Annotated in this window: 21 protein-coding genes; 18 read left to right on the top strand and 3 right to left on the bottom strand. The window is 53.7% G+C overall.

Annotation, left to right across the window (positions count from 1 at the left end; translation table 11 throughout):
• Positions 1 to 2: 2 nt before the first annotated feature.
• The 15 genes from U5L07_13645 to U5L07_13575 all read left to right on the top strand — a co-directional run bounded on the left by U5L07_13645 (position 3) and on the right by U5L07_13575 (position 16,121).
• Entirely contained in the window at positions 3 to 290 is a 288-nt protein-coding gene (locus U5L07_13645; GenBank protein ID MDZ7832793.1) for a monovalent cation/H+ antiporter complex subunit F, read from the top strand.
• Positions 291 to 308: 18 nt separating this feature from the next.
• Positions 309 to 638: a monovalent cation/H(+) antiporter subunit G gene (mnhG, locus tag U5L07_13640; GenBank protein MDZ7832792.1), complete on the top strand. Its 330-nt coding sequence runs from the start codon at positions 309 to 311 to the stop codon at positions 636 to 638.
• A complete protein-coding gene (locus U5L07_13635; protein MDZ7832791.1) occupies positions 635 to 880 on the top strand; it encodes a hydrogenase subunit MbhD domain-containing protein in 246 nt (81 codons plus the stop codon). The genes mnhG and U5L07_13635 overlap by 4 nt, the downstream gene beginning before the upstream one ends.
• On the top strand, positions 877 to 1,707 hold the full coding sequence (locus U5L07_13630; protein MDZ7832790.1) for a Na(+)/H(+) antiporter subunit B: 831 nt from the start codon (positions 877 to 879) through the stop codon (positions 1,705 to 1,707). Before U5L07_13635 ends, U5L07_13630 begins: the two co-directional genes overlap by 4 nt.
• A gap of 3 nt (positions 1,708 to 1,710) precedes the next feature.
• A complete protein-coding gene (locus U5L07_13625) occupies positions 1,711 to 2,115 on the top strand; it encodes a cation:proton antiporter subunit C (protein MDZ7832789.1) in 405 nt (134 codons plus the stop codon).
• Positions 2,115 to 3,617 carry a monovalent cation/H+ antiporter subunit D family protein gene (locus U5L07_13620; GenBank protein MDZ7832788.1) on the top strand — a complete coding sequence of 501 codons (1,503 nt, stop codon included), beginning with the start codon at positions 2,115 to 2,117 and terminating at the stop codon, positions 3,615 to 3,617. Before U5L07_13625 ends, U5L07_13620 begins: the two co-directional genes overlap by 1 nt.
• Positions 3,614 to 5,092, top strand: coding sequence for a monovalent cation/H+ antiporter subunit D family protein (locus U5L07_13615; protein ID MDZ7832787.1), 1,479 nt, complete (start codon positions 3,614 to 3,616; stop codon positions 5,090 to 5,092). Before U5L07_13620 ends, U5L07_13615 begins: the two co-directional genes overlap by 4 nt.
• Before the next feature lie 149 nt (positions 5,093 to 5,241).
• The gene (locus tag U5L07_13610) at positions 5,242 to 5,487 is read left to right on the top strand and encodes a hypothetical protein (GenBank protein ID MDZ7832786.1); all 246 of its coding nucleotides are present in this window, start codon (positions 5,242 to 5,244) and stop codon (positions 5,485 to 5,487) included.
• Between the two features lie 26 nt (positions 5,488 to 5,513).
• Positions 5,514 to 7,313, top strand: a complete 1,800-nt coding sequence (locus U5L07_13605) for a Na(+)/H(+) antiporter subunit D (GenBank protein ID MDZ7832785.1) — start codon at positions 5,514 to 5,516, stop codon at positions 7,311 to 7,313.
• Between the two features lie 45 nt (positions 7,314 to 7,358).
• Positions 7,359 to 7,838: a cyclic nucleotide-binding domain-containing protein gene (locus U5L07_13600; GenBank protein MDZ7832784.1), complete on the top strand. Its 480-nt coding sequence runs from the start codon at positions 7,359 to 7,361 to the stop codon at positions 7,836 to 7,838.
• A gap of 67 nt (positions 7,839 to 7,905) precedes the next feature.
• A complete protein-coding gene (locus tag U5L07_13595; protein MDZ7832783.1) occupies positions 7,906 to 8,514 on the top strand; it encodes a cytidylate kinase-like family protein in 609 nt (202 codons plus the stop codon).
• Positions 8,515 to 9,546: 1,032 nt separating this feature from the next.
• Positions 9,547 to 10,704, top strand: a complete 1,158-nt coding sequence (locus U5L07_13590) for an efflux RND transporter periplasmic adaptor subunit (protein ID MDZ7832782.1) — start codon at positions 9,547 to 9,549, stop codon at positions 10,702 to 10,704.
• Positions 10,705 to 10,722: 18 nt separating this feature from the next.
• On the top strand, positions 10,723 to 13,809 hold the full coding sequence (locus U5L07_13585; GenBank protein ID MDZ7832781.1) for an efflux RND transporter permease subunit: 3,087 nt from the start codon (positions 10,723 to 10,725) through the stop codon (positions 13,807 to 13,809).
• Positions 13,810 to 13,837: 28 nt separating this feature from the next.
• Positions 13,838 to 15,295, top strand: coding sequence for a 4-hydroxyphenylacetate 3-hydroxylase family protein (locus U5L07_13580; GenBank protein ID MDZ7832780.1), 1,458 nt, complete (start codon positions 13,838 to 13,840; stop codon positions 15,293 to 15,295).
• 1 nt (position 15,296) lies between these two features.
• The gene (locus U5L07_13575) at positions 15,297 to 16,121 is read left to right on the top strand and encodes an SDR family oxidoreductase (GenBank protein ID MDZ7832779.1); all 825 of its coding nucleotides are present in this window, start codon (positions 15,297 to 15,299) and stop codon (positions 16,119 to 16,121) included.
• Between the two features lie 3 nt (positions 16,122 to 16,124).
• On the opposite strand, the gene U5L07_13570 is transcribed toward U5L07_13575, so the two are convergent.
• From U5L07_13570 to U5L07_13560, 3 genes are all read right to left on the bottom strand, one after another.
• On the bottom strand, positions 16,125 to 19,139 hold the full coding sequence (locus U5L07_13570; protein ID MDZ7832778.1) for a pyruvate formate lyase family protein: 3,015 nt from the start codon (positions 19,137 to 19,139) through the stop codon (positions 16,125 to 16,127).
• Positions 19,140 to 19,251: 112 nt separating this feature from the next.
• On the bottom strand, positions 19,252 to 20,169 hold the full coding sequence (locus U5L07_13565) for a glycyl-radical enzyme activating protein (protein ID MDZ7832777.1): 918 nt from the start codon (positions 20,167 to 20,169) through the stop codon (positions 19,252 to 19,254).
• Positions 20,166 to 20,300 (bottom strand): hypothetical protein, encoded by a 135-nt coding sequence (locus U5L07_13560; GenBank protein ID MDZ7832776.1) that lies wholly within the window; start codon positions 20,298 to 20,300, stop codon positions 20,166 to 20,168. Before U5L07_13560 ends, U5L07_13565 begins: the two co-directional genes overlap by 4 nt.
• A 245-nt stretch (positions 20,301 to 20,545) precedes the next feature.
• On the opposite strand from U5L07_13560, the gene U5L07_13555 reads away from it, so the two are divergent.
• Genes U5L07_13555 through U5L07_13545 form a run of 3 tightly spaced genes read left to right on the top strand, consistent with a single transcriptional unit; the run spans position 20,546 to position 23,152 of the window.
• Positions 20,546 to 21,796, top strand: coding sequence for a thiolase family protein (locus tag U5L07_13555; protein ID MDZ7832775.1), 1,251 nt, complete (start codon positions 20,546 to 20,548; stop codon positions 21,794 to 21,796).
• Positions 21,786 to 22,418 carry a TetR/AcrR family transcriptional regulator gene (locus U5L07_13550; GenBank protein ID MDZ7832774.1) on the top strand — a complete coding sequence of 211 codons (633 nt, stop codon included), beginning with the start codon at positions 21,786 to 21,788 and terminating at the stop codon, positions 22,416 to 22,418. The genes U5L07_13555 and U5L07_13550 overlap by 11 nt, the downstream gene beginning before the upstream one ends.
• Complete coding sequence (locus U5L07_13545; protein ID MDZ7832773.1) at positions 22,415 to 23,152, top strand: nitroreductase family protein; 738 nt, start codon at positions 22,415 to 22,417, stop codon at positions 23,150 to 23,152. Before U5L07_13550 ends, U5L07_13545 begins: the two co-directional genes overlap by 4 nt.

Below are 23,152 nucleotides of genomic sequence, written 5' to 3'. Positions count from 1 at the left end.
CCATGGAAACTTTTTTTATTTCTGCTGGCATGTTTTTATGCGTGCTGATGCTTTTGCCGCTTTATCGGGCGGTATTCGGCCCCACGGTGCTGGACCGGCTGATCGGGGTTAATGCCATCGGCAGCAAAACCACCGCGCTTTTGATCATGATCGGCCTGATATATCACCAGGTGGAAATGTTCGTGGATATCGCCCTGGCCTATGCCACGCTTAATTTTATCGCTGTGCTGGCGACTTCCCGTTTTTTTCAAAAACGCAAAGGGCTCTACAAGGGCTCGGCTAACGAATAAATTCCGTATCGGAGGCCTATGATAAGCATTGTATCAATGATTCTGATCGTTTCGGGACTTATCTTCTTTGCCGGCGGGGCAGTGGGCATTCTGCGGTTTCCGGATTTTTATACACGGCTTCATCCGGCGGGAAAACTTGATACCATGGGGCTTTTCATGACACTAAGCGGCATGGCCCTTTACGTCCTGACGGACTTCTCGCTTGCCGCCCTGCTCACCGCCCTGAAAATTATGCTCATTGTGGTCTTTATTTTTATTACCAGCCCGACCGCCACCCATTCGATTGCGGACGCGGGCATGCGGTCCGGCCTGCCGCACTGGAGCCGAGATCAGAAGGAAAGCGAATGATCTGGCAGTTTGATCTGATTATTTTGACACTGGTGGTAATCAGCGGCATTGCGTCCATCAGCATCCGGGATCTTTTGGGCGCATCGGTGTTATTCGGCGCCTATAGTTTTCTGATGTGTCTGGCCTGGGCGGTTATGGGGGCTGTGGACGTAGCGTTTACCGAAGCATCCGTCGGCGCCGGGGTTTGCACGGTGTTCTTCGTCGCCGCGGTATTCAGAACCTCAAGGAGAAGCAAGGATTGAAAAGGTTCTCGCTGATATGCGTTTTGCTCTTTGGTGCGGTGCTTTTATACGGATCCATGGATTTTCCCGCGTTTGGAGATCCGGAATCACCGGCCAGCCGGCATTTATCGCCCTATTATATTAAAAACGCCATTAAAGATACTGCCGTACCGAATCTGGTCACAGCGGTGCTGGCCGACTACCGGGGATATGACACCCTGTTTGAAACCGCGGTTATTTTCACGGCCGGACTGGCCTGCTTTTTACTGCTCCGCCGGTTTCGACGCGAACCTCCCGAATTCAGGCTTTACCGCCATATAGACACCGGAGTGACCCTGATTATTGAACAGGGGGGCAAGGAGCCGACGGATTCCAATGAATTCCAGCAAATCGACTCCCAGTGGGTCCCTTATGATCTGATCATTCAAAAAGCAGCCGGCCTGGTGGTCCCTTTTCTGCAGCTTTTTGCGCTTTATGTGATTGCACACGGCCACCATTCGCCGGGCGGCGGCTTCCAGGGGGGCGTTATTTTCGGCGCCACCCTCATCCTGATGGCCATCTCCAATGATCTCCGATCAACCATACGGCGGGTATCAGAGGCTGTCAGTTCAAAACTGGCTTCCACCGGGGTTTTGATTTATGCGGGCATCGGGGCTCTGTGCCTGATCCTGGGTGCTAATTTTTTAAATTACAGTCAGCTTTCCAAACTGATCCATGTGAGCAGTGTGATGGCCCGATCCCACGGTATTCTTCTGATTGAAATCGGGGTCGGCCTGGCGGTGGCAGCAGTGATGGTATGGATTTATTACAACCTGGTTTCCGCCGGCAGGCACGACGAAGGACTATAAACAATGCCCGAACTGATCGATATCCTCATTGCCAGATACAATTACTGGGTGGTTATTTGCCTGATGATGATCGGGCTCTACGCCATGATGGCCAAAAATAACCTGATCAAAAAAATCATCGGGATGAGTATTTTCCAAACCGCTGTCATCCTTTTTTATGTTTCCATTGCCACCAAACACGATGCCTCAATTCCCATAATTGGGCACGGCCATAACGGGCACCATGCGATTCATGCGGCGGATTATATGAACCCTCTGCCCCATGTGCTGATGCTCACGGCCATCGTGGTATCCGTGGCCACACTGGGGGTAGCCCTGGCCCTGGCTGTCAAGGCCTATCAACAGCACGATACATTGGAAGAGGACGAGATTATCGAACAACTCAAAACCGAGTACTTAAGTCAGTAATGAGCGCTCAATTTCCGGCCCTGATAATCGTTGTTCCGCTGCTGACGGCGATTGTTGTCAACATCGCCGGATGGGTGCGCAAGTCCTTCTGCTTCCCTTTAGCTCTGGCCGCCCTGACGGTCTCCTTTTTATCCGCCATCGGATTGATGGGCCGGGTCATGGCCGAGGGGGACGTGATCTACCGGATGGCGGGGTGGGATCCGCCATGGGGCATCGCCTTACATATTGACCACCTCAACGGGATTATCCTCATTCTGATCTCTTTGGTGGCGATCCTCAATATGATCGCCTACCGGCGGGCTGTTGCCGATCAATTAACCAATAGGCTGGGGGCCTTTTACTCACTCTACCTTTTGTTTGTTATCGGTTTGATGGGCATCGTCATTACCGGGGACACATTTAACCTGTACGTACTGCTCGAGATTTCTTCGCTTTCCGGATATGCCCTGCTCGGCATGGGCGGGGGCCGGGCCACGCTTTCGAGTCTCCAGTATCTTTTTCTGGGCACCATTGGCGCAAGTTTCTACCTGCTGGGCATCGGATACCTCTATATCGTGACCGGCTCCTTAAATATGGCCGATATTGCCGGCATTCTGCCCACGCTTGAAAGCGTATCCGTGATCAAGGTCTCATTTATCCTCTGCATTGTGGGGCTTTTTATTAAAATGGCCCTTTTCCCTTTGCATACATGGCTGCCCAATGCTTACTCCCATGCCCCTAACCCGGCGGCCAGCCTGATTGCGCCGCTGACCACCAAGGTGATGATCTATGTCATGATCCGGCTGATTCTAACGGTCTATCAACCCGATTTTACCTTCATCCAAATGGAAATTGCGGAATTGGTTCAATGGGTGGCGGTTATCGCCATTGTGGCCGGTTCCGTCCTGGCCTATAAGCAGAACAAGCTTAAACGGATGCTCGCCTATATCATTGTCGTTGAGGTGGGCTATATGGTGGGCGGTTTCTGGCTGGGCAACGCGGCCGGCATGACCGGGGCGGTGCTGCATATTCTAAATGACGCCATGATGACCCTCTGCGTCTTTCTGGCCGCCGGGGCGGTGATGTCCCGGGTGCAGTTCGACAAATTCGAGCACCTCCAGGGCCTGTTCGCCAAAATGCCCTTTACCATGATCGCCTTTGTGGTGGGCGCCCTCTCAATTATCGGCGTGCCGCCGACCTGCGGATTTTTCAGCAAATGGTATCTGATCAGCGGCGGCATTAATGCCGGCCATTACGCGTTTGTGGCCGCCCTGATCATCAGCAGCCTGGTGAATGTGCTGCTGTTTTTCCGGGTGATTGAGATCGGCTATTTCGAGCCGTTTAACACCCATAATGGCCACAACCATCACCCCAAGCCCCCCATGCAGGAGGCGTCCCTGGATATGCTGGTGCCGCTGATGATCACTGCCGGTCTGCTGATTGCCATGGGAATCTATGCGCACAGCCTGGTCACCCGATTTATTGAACCCGCGGTTCTGCCGTCTCTTCTGGGAAGCCTATGATAACGATGATATCGATAAAACCGCTTATCGCGGTCCTGGTCTCCCTGCTGGTCATTCCGGTGCTGGCCTCCAGCCGAAAACCCAATGTCCGGGAAGCCTGGACGTTTACCGCGGCAATCATCAAATTCGCCATTATCGCCTCCATGGTGCCGGCGGTCCTGGGCGGACACACGTTTGAGTTTACCATTGTTACGTTTTTTCCCGGGATTGATTTCAAGCTGCGGGTGGATGCCTTCAGCCTGCTCTTTGCCCTGGTCTCCTCCTTTCTGTGGATTGTGACCTCCGCCTACTCCATCGGCTATATGCGCGGCCTGGATGAACACAGCCAGACCCGCTACTACTGTTTTTTTGCCGCAGCCCTGAGTGCAACGGTGGGCGTGGCGTTTTCCGCCAACCTGCTGACCATGTATATCTTCTATGAAATACTCTCACTTTCAACATATCCTCTGGTGACCCATCATCAGGACCCGGAGGCCCGAAGCTCGGGGCGCAAGTATTTATTCTATATCATAGGCGGCTCCATCGGTCTGGTGCTTCCGGCCATGGTGGTCGTTTACCTGATGACCGGCACGCTGGACTTTGCAGACGGCGGTATTTTTGGGGGCAGCATGGCCGCCGGTCCGGCGCTTGCCCTGCTTTTGATGTTTGTATTCGGGTTTTCCAAGGCCGCGATTATGCCCATGCATGCCTGGCTGCCCGCGGCTATGGTGGCGCCCACACCGGTCAGCGCGCTTTTGCATGCGGTGGCTGTGGTAAAAGTTGGCGTATTCTGCGTTTTCCGGGTAATTACCGGCATATTCGGCCCGGAAATGCTTGAGGCCTTTGATTTTGGGACGCTCTTATGCGTGATCGCGGCCGTCACCATACTCGTATCTTCGCTGATTGCGCTTTCCCAGGACAATCTCAAGCGCCGGCTGGCGTTTTCAACCATTGGGCAGCTCTCCTATATTGTTTTAGGCGCCGCCCTTTTAAGCCAATCCGGTATGACGGGCGGGCTGCTCCATATCGCCATGCATGCATTCGGCAAAATCACGCTGTTTTTCTGCGCCGGCGCCATTGTGGTGGCCACAGGTGTTAAGAATATCTCGGAGATGGTGGGCATCGGCAGGCAGATGCCGTTTACCATGGCCGCCTTTTTTATCGGCTCGCTCTCTGTAATCGGGCTTCCGCCCTGCGGCGGGTTTATCAGCAAATGGCATCTGGCCATCGGCACCATTGAGGCGGAGCAGTTTGCCATGCTCGCCGTTTTGTTAATCAGCTCGCTTTTAAACGCGGCCTATTTCCTGCCCATCGTATACCGGGCGTTTTTCTGCACGGAAGGCGAATCTATGTATGAAAACCGGTTTAATGAGGCCCCGGGCTGGTGCCTTGCGCCGCCGCTGCTTACGGCTGTGATCTCGGTGCTGCTGTTCTTTTATCCGCAGCCGTTTCTGAACCTGTCCCAGCTTGCGGTCACTCGCATTTTAGGAGGCTGAAAACATCAAGACCACAGAAGAAAATGAAAAAATGGTGCTCTCCCATGAACCGGTTAAAGGCTGGCCAGCCGCATTTTACGTGGTAACGGCCATTGCCGCGGCCTATCTGGCATTTATCTTTATAAGCAGCATATAATACGGGATCAGCCATGAAAAAAGAATTGAAAATTTTCGATAATCCAAGAAACGTTAATATCCTGCGGGTCGTTTTCTTTGCCGGCCTGATCGTTTTATTGATCATTGATTTTTTTATCCATAAACATGCCGCATTCGAATGGGAGGGCTACCCGAACTTTTTTGCGGTTTATGGATTCATCTCATGCGTGCTGCTTATTTATATCGCCAAGCTGTTAAGGCTCTGGGTCAAAAGGGATGAGGACTACTATGAGCGATAATCACCGCGTACAAGTGTGAGTGACTGATGAACTTTGACGTGTTAAACTTAAATATACCGCCCGCCCTGCTTTTTATCATTGGCGGATTTTTGATCCCGGCGTTAAAGGGCCGGGTAAAATCCGCATATATGCTTATTCTGCCGGCGCTCGCATTTATCATCGTTTTCTATACGCCATTGGGCCAGCACTGGCAGTTCGAATTTCTCGGATATGACCTGATCCTCGGACGGCTGGACCGCTTAAGCCGTGTATTCGCCTACATATTTACGCTTATTTCCTTTATTTCGGTCATTTTTGCCTTGAAATTGGATGACGACGTTCAGCACACCGCCGGCTTTGCCTATGCCGGCGGCGCGCTAGGCGTCACCCTTGCCGGGGATTTGTTCTCCCTTTATGTTTTCTGGGAAATCATGGCCGTTGCCTCCGCCTTTTTAATCATCGCGCGCAAAACACAGGCGGCCCAGGCCGCTGCCTTCCGGTATATCATGGTGCACGTGTTCGGCGGTTTGTGCCTTTTGGCCGGCATCGTCCTTTATGTGAATAACACCGGAACCGCCCAATTTTCGGTCATGGAGCTGTCCGGTCCGGCAGGCATCCTGATTTTTATCGGTGTGGCGGTAAACGCCGCTATCATCCCGCTTCATGCATGGCTGAGCGATGCATATCCGGAAGCCACCATAACCGGTGCGGTATTTTTAAGCGCCTTTACCACCAAAAGCGCGGTCTATGTGATGGCCCGGGTTTTTCCCGGAACCGAGCTGCTCATTTATTTGGGCGCGATTATGGCGGCTGTTCCGATTTTTTATGCTTTGTTGGAAAATGATATCCGCCGGGTGCTGGCCTACAGCCTGATCAGCCAGGGGGGGTTTATGATCTGCGGGGTCGGCATCGGAACGGCGCTGGCCATCAACGGCGCGGTAGCTCACGCATTCTGCTGTATCCTCTACATTGCCCTGCTGTTTATGGCCGCAGGCGCGGTTTTTCATGTCACCGGTAAAATTAAATGCACGGATCTTGGCGGCCTGTACAAAACCATGCCGCTGACCTGCCTTTTCTGTATTGTAGGGGCGGCCTCGATTTCCGCATTTCCAATGTTTAGCGGATTTATCAGCAAATCGATGGTTATCAGTTCAGCGGCGCATCATAAAATGGCCATCGTATGGCTAATATTGCAGTTTGCTTCCGCAGGTGCCGTCTACCACGCCGGGATCAAGGTGCCGTTTTACATGTTTTTCGGACAGGACTCGGGGATTCGGGCAAAAGAACCCCCGTTTAACATGCTGCTTGCCATGTTTTTGACGGCGTTGTTATGCATATTTCTGGGAATCCGTTTTGATCTGCTTTATGCCATCCTTCCCTACACCGCCGATTATTCGCCCTATACCGGGGCACACGTGGTCGGTCAGCTCCAGCTGCTCCTGTTTGGCGCACTGGCCTTTTGCCTGCTGATTCTCTCCGGGAAGTACCCGGCGGAAATGCGGGCTGTCAACCTGGATGCAGACTGGTTTTACCGCAAAGGCGGCCGCATTTTCGCCGCCGGGTTCGATTATTTCCTGAATAATTTAAACCGGCTGTGTGACTTATTGTTTGCGCGCAGCCTGCCGGGCTTACTGCAAAAAATTTTTAACCGGCTGCCCGCACTTATCATCAAACAAATTCAGCGCTTGTTTGGCAGCAGAAAAGGCGGCCGTCCGGATACCGATGCTTCAAGGGTAGACGCAGAAACCGATGCTGTCGTAAACGCCGGTCTGCTGCCGATCGGTATCGGACCGATACTGGCGGTCTTGTTTATTGTTTTTCTATGCCTTAAACTGTATTTGTTTTGATAAAATACAAAAAAATATGGCATCCTGAAAACTAAAGGAGCGTTAATGATCCACAAGGAATCACTGGTCGGAATCCGTATTCTGGAGCACCTGACCGATGAAATGCTGGATAAACTGATCCCCCACATTACCCCTAAGCAATATGGGGCGCGAGAGATTATTTTTCGGGAGGGCGACCGGTCCGAGCATTTCTTCATGCTGAAAAAAGGCAAGGTGCTGCTTGAAAAGCGGATATCAAGCAAGATCACGATTTCCATTGCCTCGATAAAGCCCGGCTTCTCATTCGGCTGGTCAGCCATGCTTACTGAACCCTTGCGGCTGGATGCGGTCTGTTCGGAGCCCTCGGTTATTTACACATTAAATGCCAAAGAGGCCCATGAGCAAATGGAAGCTGATCCGCATATGGGGTATTTAATCTATAAAGAGCTGATCCGCATTGTTCAGCGGCGGCTTGATTTGCGGACCGAGCAGTTTGCCCGGGTCATATCCAAGCACCCGCATATTGAGCCGCTTTTGGAGGAATAGCCGGTTTTTCAACAATTTCAATATATCCTGATTATCAACTTCAAGACAGAGATAAGGAGAACGCATTATGGCAGTAATTACAATTTCAAGGGAATTCGGAGCCGGCGGGCGAACCCTGGGCAAAAACCTGGCCAAAGAGTTAGGCTACACAGTGGTGGATGAGGATATTGTGCAGATGGTTGCCGAACGCGCCAAGGTTTCCAAAAAGACCGTAAAGACTATGGAAAAGGAGGCCGGGGGGTCGCTGATGAAGTTTATGAACTACATCGTCCCACAAAGCCAGATTAACCGTCTATTGGACAACCAGCGGGGCTATCTTGATGAAGAAATTTATGTGAACACACTGACGGAGATCATCACGGATCTGGCCGAGGAAGTCAACTGTGTGATCGTGGGGCGGGGCGGACAGTATGTGTTGCGCGACCATGCGGATGCCTTTCATCTGCTTTTGGTCTCAGGCTATGAAGACCGGGTCCGGTTTATGATGGAAAACTATAATTTGACCGAGGACATGGCGGTAAATACCATCCGCGTACACAGCAAAAGACGGCGCAACCTGTATCGCAAGTTCGGCAAAGAAGACTATAATGATCCCATGCTCTACCATCTGGTCCTCAACATGAGCAAACTCTCGATAGAAAAGGCAACTGAGACGGCAATCAAGTTGGTCAAATAGGTGTTAATTGCACCTCTGTTAAAAAAAATTTATCCTAGCCAAAAAGCTTTAGGGGATAGTGGCTATTAAGAGTAGCTTTTTTAGATTGGAATCACGCTCAAAATTTTTTACTGAGAATTTGATGGTAGACTTCTTTAAATTTGATTTTGCTATTGGTTATGGAAGCCTAAAGGCTTCCGCTACATTGTCTGTGCCATTAACGTAACTACCTGGCATTTCTCCGATAACGGCAGTCGCCGTTATGGGAAAAAAGTCGCCTACTATTGGGCCACGGGCGGCGAAAAGCCCGCTGAAATTCCGGAAGAAATCGAGGTCGTCATCGATTCCTTTGAAACTGATTGAACGGTTGTGTCAATCGGCGCGTCCGGCAATCAAATCAATGGGGTTATACCTGCCAGGATGAATAACCTTCTGTCATTATTTATCCCTCCTTCCCTGCATCATGTAGTTAAACCGTTACATTATATAAAAACAATAAGTAATCTTTTTTTATACAAATAATAATCATATGGACTTACCTCTCAACATGTCTCACCTTTATCCCCATCGAACATCAAAGGTCCTTTCGCAAAAAATATTAACCGCCCCTATTGTAATAATTGCGGCAGGGTCTTAGAAGCATTCCTCCCGGGCCGTGCGCCCGGGACCGAGCTAAAAATAACTTTAAAGGCACTGAGGCACGGTAAATTTGTTCTATCTATTTTTCAGGCGGGCACGGTGGCCCGCCCTACGAATGGGGAAAACCCGATTAATCGTAGGGTCGGCCACCGTGCCGACCATAAGTTCTTGATTTCATTCGCCTAATACCTAATACCTAATACCTAATACCTAATACCTAAAACCCGTCAAGTTACTTAGAAGAAGATCCGGGCCGTTTTTTTGAATCTGCGATGAATCTTTAATCTTAAGCAAATGACATTACCCGGCAAATTTTACTATTGAGCAATTTAAACCCTCAGGTATATTGGGGCATGGAAAAATGACAGGGCTGAGACCCCAATGGCAAAAATGCATAGGAAAGGAAGACACGCCATGAAATATCACCCCGGCGGACAGCGGCTTTTGGCAGCGGTGCTTTTGCTGATGCTTCCGATGGTGTTCATCGCCTGCCAAGCAGATACGCAGGAGGCGGATGCCGATAAGGCGATTGTCGAGCAGGTGCGGCCGGTCAAGGTCTATGAACTCAAACAGAATGAAAACCGCCGGCTCCGGAAATTTCCAGGCACGGCCCAGGCACTTCAGCACACCAAAGTCTCCTTTCGGGTGGGCGGCCCATTAATCGCCCTGAATGCAGAAACCGGACGCCGCATCCAGAAGGGAGATGTCATTGCCCGCATTGATCCCCGTGATTTTGAAATCCGCATCGATAGCATGGAAGCCCGGCTTGCAGCCTCAAGAGCCAATTATGCCGAAGCCAGGCTCCAGTATGACCGGTACCGGCAGCTGGTTGCCGACAATGCCGCGGCCAGGGCGGACTTCGACCGGGTGAAAGCCGCATTTGAAAGCGCCGAAGCCCAGGTCAATGCGGACAGCAAAGGCCTTGAAGATGCGAAAAACGCGCTTCAAGACACCACGCTGTACGCCCCGTTTTCCGGCTATATTCATCACCAATACGCGGAGAACAATGAAATGGTGCAAGCCGGCCAGCCAATTGTCTCCATGCTTGATCTGTCCGCCATGGAAATTAAAATCGCCGTACCCGAAGACCTCCTTCCGGCGGTCGAACGGTTCGAGTCCTATGCCTGCCGGTTTACCGCCCTGCCGGATAACGTCTACCCGGCAGAATTCAAGGAAATCGGCAAACAGCCGAATCCGTCAAACCGCACCTATCCCCTGACCCTGGTAATTGACAGCGATGAGCCCATGCCGATCCGCCCGGGCATGGCAGCGGAGGTCGCCATCACCATCAAAGAAAAAAATGGAAAACCGAAATTCAGAGTGCCCATGTCCGCCATAGTAAACGGCAGTGACCGGCAGTCCTTTGTCTGGATCGTCGACCCGGAAGCCGGAACACTGAAACGACAGCCGGTGACCGTGGGGTCGGCCCGCCAAAACGGCTTTATCGAAATATCCGGGCACCTGACCGCCGGCCGGCTGATTGCCGGCGCCGGTGCCCATACGTTGACCGCGGATCAAAAGGTCCGCGTGATGGAACCGCCCAGTGAAACCAATATCGGCAATGAGTTATAAGGGGAAAGTAAAGCTTAAATGAACCTGCCCGACTATGCCCTCCGCAATCGAACGGTCACCCTGTTCGCCCTGTTTCTGATTTTTGCAGGCGGCCTGTTTGCCTACTTTAACATGGGAAAACTCGCGGATCCGGTATTTACCATCAAAACCGCCCTGGTCATAACGCCTTATCCCGGCGCCTCCCCCGGTGAAGTCGATCAGCAGGTCACCCGGGTCATCGAAGAGTATGTGCAGGCCGCAGATGAGGTAAAGACCATCCGCTCGACCTCCCGGGCCGGCGTCTCCATGGTCTACGTGGATCTTTACGAATACAATAAATCCGGTGTCATCCAGCAACTATGGGATATTCTGCGCAGAAAAGTGCAGCTCGCCCAGCCAGAGCTTCCCGCCGGTGCCGGCCCGTCTGTGGTGCATGACGACTACAGCGACGTCTACGGTATTTTTCTGGCACTGACCGGCGACGGGTTTTCCAACGCCCAGCTTGAGAAATATGCGGACTATATAAAACGCGAGGTTTCCCTTGTCGAAGACGTCAAGCGGATTCAGCTCTATGGCATCCAAACCGAGTGCATCACAGTGAACATTGACCGCGCCAAAAGCGCTGAAATGAGTATCCCGCCCGGCCGGATTGTCGAGCTTTTAAAGAGCCAAAATGAGATCATCAGCCAGGGCGAGATCATTTCCGGCGACTACCGCATCCGGATCGACTCCGCATCTGACACCTTCGCTTCGGAAAAAGATATCGGCGAACTGGTCATCCAGGGTTACGGTGAAGAGCAGTTCCGGTTAAAAGACCTGGCGGCAATCAGCCGGGGCTATGTCCAGCCGCCCGAGCCGATCATGCGGTTTAATGGCGTCCCGGCCATAGGCATCACCATTTCCGCGGCAGCCGGCGCCAATGTGGTGGAGATGGGCGAGGCGGTCGGAAGGCGCATCGATCAACTAATGCAGGATCTGCCCGCCGGTCTTTCCATTGACGGGGTCTACTATGAGTCCAAGTTTGTCAAGGATTCCATCAAAAAGTTCATGACCAACCTGCTCGCCTCGGTGGGCGTGGTGATTCTGGTACTGCTTGTGGCCATGGGGCTTCGAAGCGGCATGATCATTGCCGGCAACCTGGTCTTTTCCATCATGGGCACGCTGATTGTCATGATGGTCTGGGGTATTAACCTGCAGCGGATCTCCATTGCCGCCATGATCCTGGTAATGGGGATTATTGTGGACAATGCCATTGTGGTGACCGAAGGCTCCCTGGTGGATCTCCAGCGCGGCCTGCCCCGGGACAAGGCGGCCTCCGGACCCGCCAAACGCACGGCCTGGCCCCTGCTCGGCGCCACGGTGATCGCCTGCCTGGCTTTTGCCCCGATTTATCTCGCCCCCAGCAATGTCGGGGAATTCTGCGCCAGTCTGTTTCAGGTAGTGACCATTGCGCTTCTCTTCAGCTGGTTTTTTTCCATGACCCAGACCCCGGTTTTCAGCTACGGATTTTTGAAGCTCTCCAAAAAGGCGGCTGCCACAGAGCCGCATTCAACCCGGCCGTATCGCATTTACCGCCGCATTCTCATGTGGACGCTCCGCCACCGGGTCATGACCCTGGCGTTTGTGCTTTTTCTGTTTATTCTGGGCAATATCGGATTCGGCCATATTCCCAAGATTTTTTTTGCCGACTCGGATATGCGGCAGTTTTTCATTGACTACCGCCGGCCCGAGGGCGTTCGCCAGCAGGCGGTGTCCGAAGATCTTAAAAAGGTGGAGGCCCATCTGGAAACCCTGCCGGAGGTGCGCAGCTACGCCACCTGTGTCGGGCAGGGGCCGCCCCGCTTTGCCGTTTCAATCACCCCGGAGCCGCGAAACGCCTCATTCGGCCAGATCATCGTCAATGTCCATGATTACCGTACCATTGACCGGTTGATCCGCCACTTATCGGAATGGTTCCCCGAACATCTGCCCAAGGGTACCCCCCATCTTTGGAAATACATTAACGGCCCGAATGCCGACTATGATGTCGAGGCCCGCATCAGCGGCCCGGACCCGCAAAAGCTGCGGGTCCTTGCGGAAAAGGCCAAAACTGTGATGCGAAATGATCCGCTGGCCAGAAACGTCTGCGACGACTGGCGGGAGCGGGTCATGATCGCCAGCATGGCCTATTCCCAGCAGAAAGGCCGTCTTGCCGGCGTGGAGCGCCGGCACATGGGATATGCCCTTCAGAGCGCCACCGACGGGATGACCGTTGAGATGTACCGCGAAAATGAGGAATTGATTCCGGTGCGGATCCGATATAATCACCAGGACATAGAAAACATGGACACGCTTCCGGTCTGGGGCGACGGAGAATCCGCCGTTCCCCTGCGGCAGGCCCTTTCCCGGTACGATAACCAGTGGGAGGACCCGATTATCCGGCGCTATAACCGGCGCCATGTGATCCGGGCCCAGTGCGAGCCGGTTCTCGGGGTGACCGCGGACACCCTGCTCCAGCGGGTTCGGCCGCAAATCGAGGCCATGGATCTGCCGAACGGCTATAAGCTGGAATGGGAGGGCATCTATGAAGATTCCCAGGAATCCCGGGCCGCGACACAGAAATACCTCCCGGTGATATTAATCGTCATGCTCTTTATCCTGGTGGCGCTGTTTAACGCCCTTCGCCAGCCGCTTATCATTATCCTGATCATTCCGCTGGCCATGATCGGCATATCCGCCGGCCTGCTCCTGATGGGGGAGAATTTTTCATTTCTCGCCATTTTGGGAACTTATGCATTGATCGGCATGCTGATCAAAAACGCCGTGGTGCTGATTAATGAAATTGATGTTGAAATCCGAAGCGGCAAAGATCCGGGCACTGCGATTCAGGATTCCGCCGTTAACCGGATGCGGCCCGTGTCCATGACCTCCCTTACCACCATCTGCGGCATGGCGCCCCTAGTCACAGACCCCCTGTTCTCGTCCATGGCGGTGACCATCATGTTCGGTCTCGCCTTTGCCACCGTGCTGACCCTTTTTGTGGTGCCGGTCCTCTATTCCCTCTTTTTTCGGATCAAATATCCCACATCATCAAGGATGGCTGCGCATGAAATCCACCAAAATCCGGATCAAAAAAATGGGGGGTAACCATTCTTAATAATTACGGAGGCGACACATGGCCCTTAAAACCGCCCAACAATATGAAGACAGTTTGCGGGAGTTAAACCTTGTGGTCTACATGTTCGGCAAACGGATTGAGAATTCCGTGGATCATCCCATCATCCGGCCGTCCATGGCAGCGGTTGCCAAAACCTATGAGCTGGCCCACCGCCCCGAGCATGAAGACATCATGACAGCGACTTCGCATCTGACCGGCCGGAAAATTAACCGGTTCACCCATATTCATCAGAATGTCACGGATCTGATCAAAAAAAGTAAAATGGGCCGCCTTCTGGGGCGGGAAACCGGTTGCTGTTTTCAGCGCTGCGTGGGCATGGATTCCTTGAATGCCCTATCCATTGTCACCTATGATACGGATCAGGCACACGGCACCCAATATTCCCCCCGGTTTCTCAAATACCTTGAATACGTCCAGGAAAACGATTTGACCTGCGACGGCGCCATGACCGACCCAAAGGGGGACCGGGGGCTTCCGCCGCACAAGCAGGCAGACCCTGATCTCTACCTCCATGTGGCGGAGACGCGGGAAGACGGCATCATCGTCCGCGGCGCCAAGGCGCACCAGACCGGCGCGGTCAACTCCCACGAAATCATCGTGATGCCCACCCTCGCCATGCGCGAGGCGGATAAGGACTACGCGGTGTCATTCGCCCTGCCCTCGGATGCCGACGGGATTATCTACATTATGGGCCGGCAGTCCTGCGATACCCGAAAGCTTGAGGACGGCCTGATGGACCGCGGCAACGTTTTATTCGGCGGCCATGAGGCCCTGGTGGTGTTTGACAACGTGTTTGTTCCATGGGAGCGGGTATTCATGTGCGGGGAATATGAATTCGCCGGCAGACTCGTTGAAAAATTCGCGGCCTACCACCGGCAGAGCTATGCCTGCAAGGTGGGCGTGGGGGATGTTTTAATCGGTGCGGCCCAGACCGCGGCTGAGTATAACAATGTGGCCGGTGCCTCGCATATAAAAGACAAGGTGATTGAGATGAACCACCTCAATGAAACCCTTTACTGCGGCTGTCTCGCCTGCGCATCCGAAGGGCATCAGGAACCCAGCGGCACATACGCCGTCAACACCCTGCTTGCCAATGTGCACAAGCAGAACGTGACCCGCTTTCCCTATGAAATCTCCCGCATCGCCCAGGATGTGGCCGGCGGGCTGATGGTGACCATGCCGTCTGAAAGCGATCTGAAAGCCCCGGAAACCGGCAGATGGCTCAAAAAATATTTTGCCGGCCGAAGCGATACCCCGGCTGAAAACCGCATGCGCATCCTTCGGCTGATTGAAAACCTGACCCTGGGCGCGGCCGCCGTCGGGTATCTGACCGAATCCATGCACGGGGCGGGGTCCCCGCAGGCCCAGCGCATCATGATTTCGCGGCTTGCCAACATGCCGGAAAAGCAGAAGGCGGCCAAAAATCTCTGCGGTATCGAAGAACAAGAGGATTGATTTGAACATATTTAATAAAAAGCATATCATCATTACCGGCGGCTCGTCCGGGGTCGGACGGGTGCTTGCCGGCAGATTGGCCGAACGGGGCGCCCACATTGCACTGATCGCCAGGGGTCCGGAAAAGCTTGAATCAGTAGCAGCGGAGGTCCGATCGAGGGCAGGAAAACAACAGCAGATCGCCTGTTTTTCATGTGATGTGGCCGATGCCGACGAGGTAGAAACGACTTTTGAACGGATTGCCAGCGACTTCGGCGTGCCCCATATGCTTATCAATTCGGCCGGGATTCTGGAGGAGGGCTATTTTGAAACCCATACGCTGGATGTCTTTCGGCGAGTAATGGATATCAACTTTTTCGGCACCCTGCACTGCATCCGGGCGGCGCTTCCCTATATGAAAACCGCGGGCGGCGGCCGGATTGTCAATATCGCCTCGGTTGCCGGGCTGATCGGGGTATTCGGCTACACCGCCTACTGCGCGTCAAAGCACGCCATTGTCGGCCTAACCGCCGCCCTGCGGATGGAACTAAAGCCGCAGAACATTCGCATTCATCTGGTCTGCCCGCCGGAATTCGATTCTCCCATGGTGGATGCCATCAATGCCGATCGAACCCCGGAAAATGAAAAAATCACCCATACCATTCCCGTCATGACTGCTGAGGCGGTGGCTGACGCGGTCATCCGCGGTATTGAGCAAAACCGGTTTGAAATCATCCCGGGCGTTATCACGAAAGCGCTGACCCGCCTGAACCGGCATTTCCCCGGAATCGGGCGCGCCATCACGGATGCCAAGATCCGGAAATACTACCAGGGGCCGGGCGTTTAGCTTTTACAAACCGTATTCCGCCCGCTCGATCAGCTCCTTCTGAAGATCGCTGTTTAGGGTCACAAAATAGGCGTTATAGCCGGAAATCCGCACCAGGAGGTTGCGGTAGTTTTCCGGATGCGCCATGGCATCTTTCAGGGTCTCGGAGGTCACCACATTCATCTGCATCTGCATGCCGCCCAGATCAAAATAGGTCTTCACGTAGGAGAACATCCGGTCGATAATCGATTCGCGCCTATCCTCGCCCCCGGGCACCACCTTGACGTTAAATGCGATGTTGTTGTTCATGTGCCGCGGATTTAGGCGCGCCACATCCCGGATGTTGTCAAGCAGATTGGCAGACGCATGCGGCTCCGGGGTCAGGCCCGGGGTAAAGGGTTTGCCGGTAAGCTTTCCGGACGGCAGGGCGCAGCTTAGCGTCCCGTAGATGACGTGGTTTGACATGGACCAGAACCCGGCGGTGTATGGGCCGCCGCGGTAGTTGGTATGCCTGCCGTAAAAATCATGGGCAAATTTTGTCACGCGTTCGGCCATTTCCACTGCCTCATCACTGCCGGAGCCGAAGAGCGGCACCTTTTTGGTGACCAGCGCATACAGGGCCGGATCGTTCGCGAAGTTTTCATCCACCGCTTTTTTGAGTTCGGCAAAGTTCACCCGCTTTTCGTCAAACACCAGCTTTTTAATCACCATCAGCGAATCGGTTACATCCGCCAGCCCGATGCAGGCGGCCCCGGAGCTGTTGTAGCGCGCGCCGCCGTGGGTCACATCAAGACCCTTTTGAATGCAATCGCCTATCAGCGCGGAAAGCATCGGCGTGGGCCGGATGGCCTGATGGGCGATACCCAGCATGTTGTTATACTCAATGGATTGCTCGATCAGGAAGCCGAACTGATCAAAAAATGCGTGAAGGAACTGGTCAAACGTCTTGAAATCATCATTTTCCACCCGGCCGACATCCGGGCCGAGCTTCCAGTTCATCAGCGGATGGCGGCCGTTGTGCAGCGCCATTTCCAGGGCCGCCACCATATTCATCATCTGAAAATTGGTGTGCCCGATATGCCGGCCGGACAAAGTCGGCTCCACGCAGCCGGTGGCCGACCAGTTGCGCAGGTCCTTGGGCGCATAATTGAATTCCTCGAGCGAGGCCATAACCGCGGCATCATTATGCATGGACGGGGTGGCCGCGGTGATGAGATTAACCTCGCAGAGCCGCTTAAGGTAGGTATCGCTGTTAATGCCGGGGTGGAACCGGGCGTTGACGTTGGGGTCCCGGATGGAGAGCATTTCCGTTACTTTGAGGAAAACATAGGTCATGTCGCAGACCGCGTCCTCCCCGTCCGGGGTCACCCCGCCCAGGGTAATGGCCTGGTCCGAGGAACTGCCGCCGAAATACCAGTTGGCCAGATCCGGGGTAAGGGGCAAATGGTCCGTGCAGCGCATGTAGAAACAGGCCACCATTTCAATGGCATGCCGGATATAATCCCGGCGCGCCTGTTCGGTTTCCAATGCGGCCATGTCCGCCTCGAAAAAGGGCTGGAGCCACTGATCCAAGCGACCGAGGGAGAGCCCGGCATTGGTGTTTTCCATGTGAAGGCCCACCCAGGTAATCCACATGGCGTTGATGGCCTCGTCCAGGGTCCGGGCCGGATGGGCCGGAACCCGTCGGCAGATATCCGCCAGACGGGTAAGCTCGGCCTTCCGCTTCGGATCAGCCTCAGCCGCCGCATCCGTCTCGGCCTGCCGGGCAAGGTTTTCCCCGTAGGCGATAAGCCCTTCCAGACATAGGATCATGCCCTGCCGGGTGGCGGTCTGCGCCTCGTCCTGAGCACCGTTGGCCAGCGCCTGCCTGATTTCTTCGATGATGCCTTTGGCGCCCATCTCTAACATTTTGGGAAAATCCGGAATGGTGTGGGATAACGCGGCCTGCTTCCAGATGAAATAAACCGCAAACCGCTCGTCAATGGCCTGGCAGAGTGGACTGTCGTAGTGGTCTCTGACCCATTCTTTGAAATTGCGGTGAATCCAGAAGGGAAACACCTCGCCGTGCAAAAGATCCACCGTTTCCGGCGAGATATCATAGGGATTCAGGGAACGGTGGGGTACGGTGAGCAGTTCGCCCCAGATCATGGTGCCGTGGCTGTCCGGATAGACCACCACGCCGATTTCCCTGGTGGTCGTGGTGCCGGCGATCAGATCGTTTTTCCGGATGATCGGGGCGCGGTTTTCCATCAGGTATTTGAAGGCATGGCCCTGCCGCAGCTCCGGTATCCAGGGGTTGCCCTGTTTATCGGCTTCAAACCCATGGGTCTTGAACCAGTCGGTTACCAGCTTGGGCCGCTCCGGACAGACCTCGGGCGTGGCGGTGAAATGGATTTCCAGAAAATCCTTGATTCGCGGAAAATTTTCAAGCCCGTATCCGGAGAGATAGGGATCATCTAAATATTTTATTCCCGGATCAATGCTGTCTGCCCGCATATGATAGGTGTTTCGGTTTTTAAGCCCATCGCTTAGTCCCGTGTTCGGCTCGGGCGCGGTTTTCTTTAAATCCTTTTGGGCGGCATCCCGTTCCCGGGCCATCTGCTTTTTCTGCTTTTTGTTTAAAAGCAGGGACAGATAAAAGAAAAACAGGTTCATGTAGGACTGGTTGCCTGTGGTTCTCAAATCGCTTTTCATGAGCATGAAAATCTGCTCTGTCGGGGTGGCGCCCAAAAGTCTTCGGACCGCCGCATCGGATGAGAAAATCAGGGTCACCTCGCAGTCTTCGGGTAAGGCTTTAAGCACCGTCACCCGGCCGCCCCGGAAACGGATGGCAGTCTCCACCGACCGGCTTTCTGTTCGGATGCCCACCGTGAAGTCAAAAAACCCCTGGTCGGTCTTTAAATACTTTTTCAGACCGGGCCGGAAATTAAAGTTTGCGGCCACGGTGCGAAGCAGGGTCTTAACCAGCAGATGGGTGAGCGTTTTGCCGGTTTTGGCCTCGGTCGTCATAGGCGCGGCAGGGTCTGTCTTAAGGAGCATGGGGGGACCTCCCTTGTTTAAAATTTAATTAAACGGCGATGCCGTTAACTTAAGCCATTTTTCCCCTCATCCCAGCCTTCCTCCCAAAGGGAGAAGGAGATTGATGGCAACCTTAAGTTAATGCGATGCCGGCGGTCTCAAATACCTGTCGGCATTCATAAAGGACGTTGCGGTCCAGCCATTTATCCATCTCCGGCGCACGGTCTTTTTCCATGGAAATCCCGATCTTTTCATTTTTCTCCTGCCATAGGGGATGGTAGGGAAGGAGCCGCGCCTCGCAAACGCCGCAGGATGATAGAAAATCCACAATCGCATGGATATTTTCCGGGGTGTCCGTAATGCCGGGGATCAGAGGGGTTCGCGGCACAACCGGAACGCCGCCGTTTCTGGCCCGGGTATGCAATGCCCTGAAATTGTTAAGAATTATCTCGTTGGAAACCCCGCAATACCGGGCGTGAAGCACTGCGTCCATCAGCTTGATATCAAAGTAGATGAGATCCAGGTACGGATAAAGCGCTTCATCAAACCCGGCGAGATCGAAGAGGCCGCAGGTTTCAAGCAGAATGTGGATGCCGCCCGCCTTAAGCCCGGCCGCCAGTTCGCCGGCAAACCCCGTGAAAAGGGCGGGCTCGCCCCCGGAAAGCGTCACCCCGCCGCCCGAGGTGTCGTAAAAGGGCTTATCCCGAAGCACCTGCTCCGCGATTTCTTCAACGCTCATATGGGTTCCGATGCGCGAGAGCGCACCCGAGGGACAGGCATCCACGCACGCAAAGCACAGGGTGCAGACATCGCGGTCGATAAAAAACGGGTTTTCCCGGGACAGGGCCTTTTCGGGACACAGGCTGATGCAGGTATCGCATCCCACGCAGGTCTTGGCCTCAAACCCGATCTCCATCCCCATGCGCTTGCTTTCCGGGTTATGACACCACAAGCAGGAGAGCGGGCAGCCCTTAAAAAATACCACGGAGCGGATGCCCGGGCCGTCATCCAGGGCATTTCCTTTGATTTCGAGTATCAGCGGCTGTTTCAAGCAATGCTCCCTTCATGCGCGTAAATGGCCGCCTGAAAACCGCCCATCATGCTATCGATCAGCCTTTCCTTAAGCGTTATCGGCGCCACATGCATGTAATCGAGCAGCGTGCGTGTTATTGGTGCCGGCAATTAATTCCTATTAATAGCCGTTATTTATCCAAAAACCAAACAATATTTTTAAGGCAAAATTTTCCAGATATTGAAATTTTTAACTTGATTTTATTTAAAATGCAAACTAAGTAAATACTTACTTACATTATTCCGATTCGCCAATACATTCTATATTTCACCTAAATTGAGCGTTTCAAATTTTTGAAAATATAATTTTTACATTAAGTTATGGAAACCCAAGATTATTTTACTGAGGCTCTGCGATGAGTAACAATGTCTACATTATCGGCGCCGCAATGAACAAATTCGGCAAATACCTGGATAAAAGCATCAAGGAATTGACCGGTGAATCCCTTAAAGCGGTGTTAAAAGACGCGAATCTTTCAGCGGCGGATATCCAGGCAGCCTGGTTTTCCAACACCGGCTGGGGGATGAACAGCTTCCAGCATTGCATTCGGGGACAGGTCGCCCTGTCTGCGAACGGACTTGATAAAATTCCCATTACCAACGTCGAAAATGCCTGCGCATCCGCGAGCACCGCCCTCCACGGGGCATGGACAGCCATAAAAGCCGGTCTCTACGACTGCGTATTGGCCATCGGTACCGAAAAAGTCTACAGCGAAGACCGAAAACTCATGATGAAAGGTTTCCTGTCCGGCACTGACGTGGAAGTGACCACCCAGTATATCGAGCAGATGAAGCAGGAAGCGCGGCGAAAAGCCGGGGCAGAGAGCCAATCCGGCAAAAGCAAAGAAAAAAAAGAAGGGCACTCCGTATTCATGGATTTCTACGCCATGGGTGCCCGAAAACACATGAAGGAATACGGATCGACCCAGCGGCAGCTGGCGGTGATTGCCGCCAAGGCACACAACAACTCTACCCTGAACCCGCTGGCTCAATATACCTTTCCCCAGACCGTAGAGCAGGTGCTCGCCGATTATGAGGTCGCCCACCCCCTGACCCGGGCCATGTGCTCGCCCGTGGGCGACGGCACGGCTGCCGCGATATTGTGCTCGGACAAATTTTTAAAAGCGCATCCCGCGTCCCGGGCGATCTTGATCCGGGCCTCTGTTTTGCGATCCGGCGCCTGGACCGAAAACACCATTTCCGAGCGGGCTGCCCGAGCGGCTTATGAAATGGCCGGACTGGGACCGGAAGATATAAATGTGGCCGAAGTCCATGACGCCACCGCCTTTGGCGAACTCTATCAGACGGAAAAACTGGGGTTTTGTCCCGAAGGGGAAGGCGGCATTTTTGCCGAAAACGGAGCGACGGCCCTAAACGGAAAGCTTCCCGTAAATCCAAGCGGCGGCTTGCTCTCCCGCGGACATCCCATCGGCGCATCCGGTCTGGCCCAGATTTATGAACTCGCCGCCCAGCTTCGGGGAGAAGCCGGGAAGCGCCAGGTCCGGAACCCCAAAATCGCTCTGGCTGAAAATGGCGGCGGCACTATCGGCGCCGGGGAGGCGGCCATGTGTATCCATGTTCTGGAAAGGGCATCGCTTGACAAATAAACGAATGACTGCAGAGGAACGCCGGCAATCGCTAATTGATGCCACTATCGAAGTGGTGGCCCGGCTGAACTACGACCAGGCCACCACCGCCCTCATCGCCAAAGCGGCGGGGGTGAACGAGGCAATGATTTACCGCCATTTTTCGAGTAAAACCGAACTCCAGCTCGCCACCCTGGATTATCTCATTGACTATCGCCTGCAAATTTACCGGGAGAATCCGGTTTTTCAGCCGGAGAATCAGCACAAAAGTATCATCCGCGAGTTGACCGGCCAATACCTGCAGCGCATCCAGAGCCCTGAAGTCAACATGTTTGCCTGTATCCTGAAGGCCATGTTCGCCATCGACCCCCAGATCCGCGAAAAAGGGATCGAGTGCTGTATGGCATTCCACGAATTTAACAAGGACAACCTGGCCCGGGACCAGGCCCGCGGGTTTTTCGATCAGGCATTCGACCCGGCGGTCATATCATGGGAGATGCTTGGTAAAATCATGCTTGTATCTACCCTTGCCGTCAACAACCGGCTGGACGCCTTCGGCATTGAAAACATCAAAAAATCAATGGCATATTTTGAAGACGCCTATTTTGCAAAAAACCAGCAGCATGGAGGACGAATCACATGAATACATCCGCCGCCAGGGATATCTCCTTTGAGATGCCATGGACTGAGGTAGAAAAGGTTATCCTCAGCCGCCGAAGCACGCGGGCTTTTAAAAATGAGCCCATTCCGGACTACATGATCCGCCGGATTCTGGAAGCCGGCCGCTTTGCGCCGTCAGCCGGGAATTCCCAGCCATGGCGGTTCGCTGTGGTAAAAAACCCGGAGATTCTTGCGGCAATGGAGCAGGATGCCGTCAAAACCTGCAAACGAATGATGTTCGTGCTCGACTATACCCGGAGCCGCATGCGGCAGCTCTTTTTAAAACCCATATCCAAATTTTTTATCCGGCTTCGGCACAATGAACTCCATCCCGTGCCATTCGGTTTGCTGGCGGCCGTTGCAAAGGACCGGGCGCCGATCTTCCATCATGCGCCCACCCTGATTCTGCTGTTCGAAGACAAGCGCGGGGTCTCCTCCCCGGCCACTGACAGCGGCATCTGCGGTCAGAATATGGTGCTTGCATCCCACAGCATGGGCGCGGCCACCTGCTGGATCGGATTGATCAAGCTGCTCATGTATGAGCGGAAATGGAAAAAATTCTTTGGCGTCAAATATCCCTACAAACTGAACAACTGCCTTGCCGTTGGGTGGCCGAAAGTCGAGTCCGACGGCCAGGTGCCGCGGGAGGTGCAGAAAGTTGAGTGGTACGAGGGAGGCATGTCCGATCACCCGAGAATTGAAAGACAGGGGGAGTAA

This window comes from Desulfobacterales bacterium, assembly GCA_034520365.1.
GTDB lineage: Bacteria > Desulfobacterota > Desulfobacteria > Desulfobacterales > Desulfosalsimonadaceae > M55B175.
This window is presented reverse-complemented; position numbering and strand designations above follow the sequence as displayed.

What these genes read in the sequence shown, in the direction of transcription:
- U5L07_13645 (MDZ7832793.1), top strand. Translation starts at nt 3, where the DNA reads ATGGAAACTTTTTTTATTTCTGCTGGCATGTTTTTATGCGTGCTGATG.
- U5L07_13610 (MDZ7832786.1), top strand. Translation starts at nt 5,242, where the DNA reads ATGAAAAAAGAATTGAAAATTTTCGATAATCCAAGAAACGTTAATATC.
- U5L07_13555 (MDZ7832775.1), top strand. Translation starts at nt 20,546, where the DNA reads ATGAGTAACAATGTCTACATTATCGGCGCCGCAATGAACAAATTCGGC.
- U5L07_13600 (MDZ7832784.1), top strand. Translation starts at nt 7,359, where the DNA reads ATGATCCACAAGGAATCACTGGTCGGAATCCGTATTCTGGAGCACCTG.
- U5L07_13635 (MDZ7832791.1), top strand. Translation starts at nt 635, where the DNA reads ATGATCTGGCAGTTTGATCTGATTATTTTGACACTGGTGGTAATCAGC.
- U5L07_13625 (MDZ7832789.1), top strand. Translation starts at nt 1,711, where the DNA reads ATGCCCGAACTGATCGATATCCTCATTGCCAGATACAATTACTGGGTG.
- U5L07_13605 (MDZ7832785.1), top strand. Translation starts at nt 5,514, where the DNA reads ATGAACTTTGACGTGTTAAACTTAAATATACCGCCCGCCCTGCTTTTT.
- U5L07_13585 (MDZ7832781.1), top strand. Translation starts at nt 10,723, where the DNA reads ATGAACCTGCCCGACTATGCCCTCCGCAATCGAACGGTCACCCTGTTC.
- U5L07_13620 (MDZ7832788.1), top strand. Translation starts at nt 2,115, where the DNA reads ATGAGCGCTCAATTTCCGGCCCTGATAATCGTTGTTCCGCTGCTGACG.
- mnhG (MDZ7832792.1), top strand. Translation starts at nt 309, where the DNA reads ATGATAAGCATTGTATCAATGATTCTGATCGTTTCGGGACTTATCTTC.
- U5L07_13590 (MDZ7832782.1), top strand. Translation starts at nt 9,547, where the DNA reads ATGAAATATCACCCCGGCGGACAGCGGCTTTTGGCAGCGGTGCTTTTG.
- U5L07_13595 (MDZ7832783.1), top strand. Translation starts at nt 7,906, where the DNA reads ATGGCAGTAATTACAATTTCAAGGGAATTCGGAGCCGGCGGGCGAACC.
- U5L07_13570 (MDZ7832778.1), bottom strand. Translation starts at nt 19,139, where the DNA reads ATGCTCCTTAAGACAGACCCTGCCGCGCCTATGACGACCGAGGCCAAA.
- U5L07_13545 (MDZ7832773.1), top strand. Translation starts at nt 22,415, where the DNA reads ATGAATACATCCGCCGCCAGGGATATCTCCTTTGAGATGCCATGGACT.
- U5L07_13580 (MDZ7832780.1), top strand. Translation starts at nt 13,838, where the DNA reads ATGGCCCTTAAAACCGCCCAACAATATGAAGACAGTTTGCGGGAGTTA.
- U5L07_13615 (MDZ7832787.1), top strand. Translation starts at nt 3,614, where the DNA reads ATGATAACGATGATATCGATAAAACCGCTTATCGCGGTCCTGGTCTCC.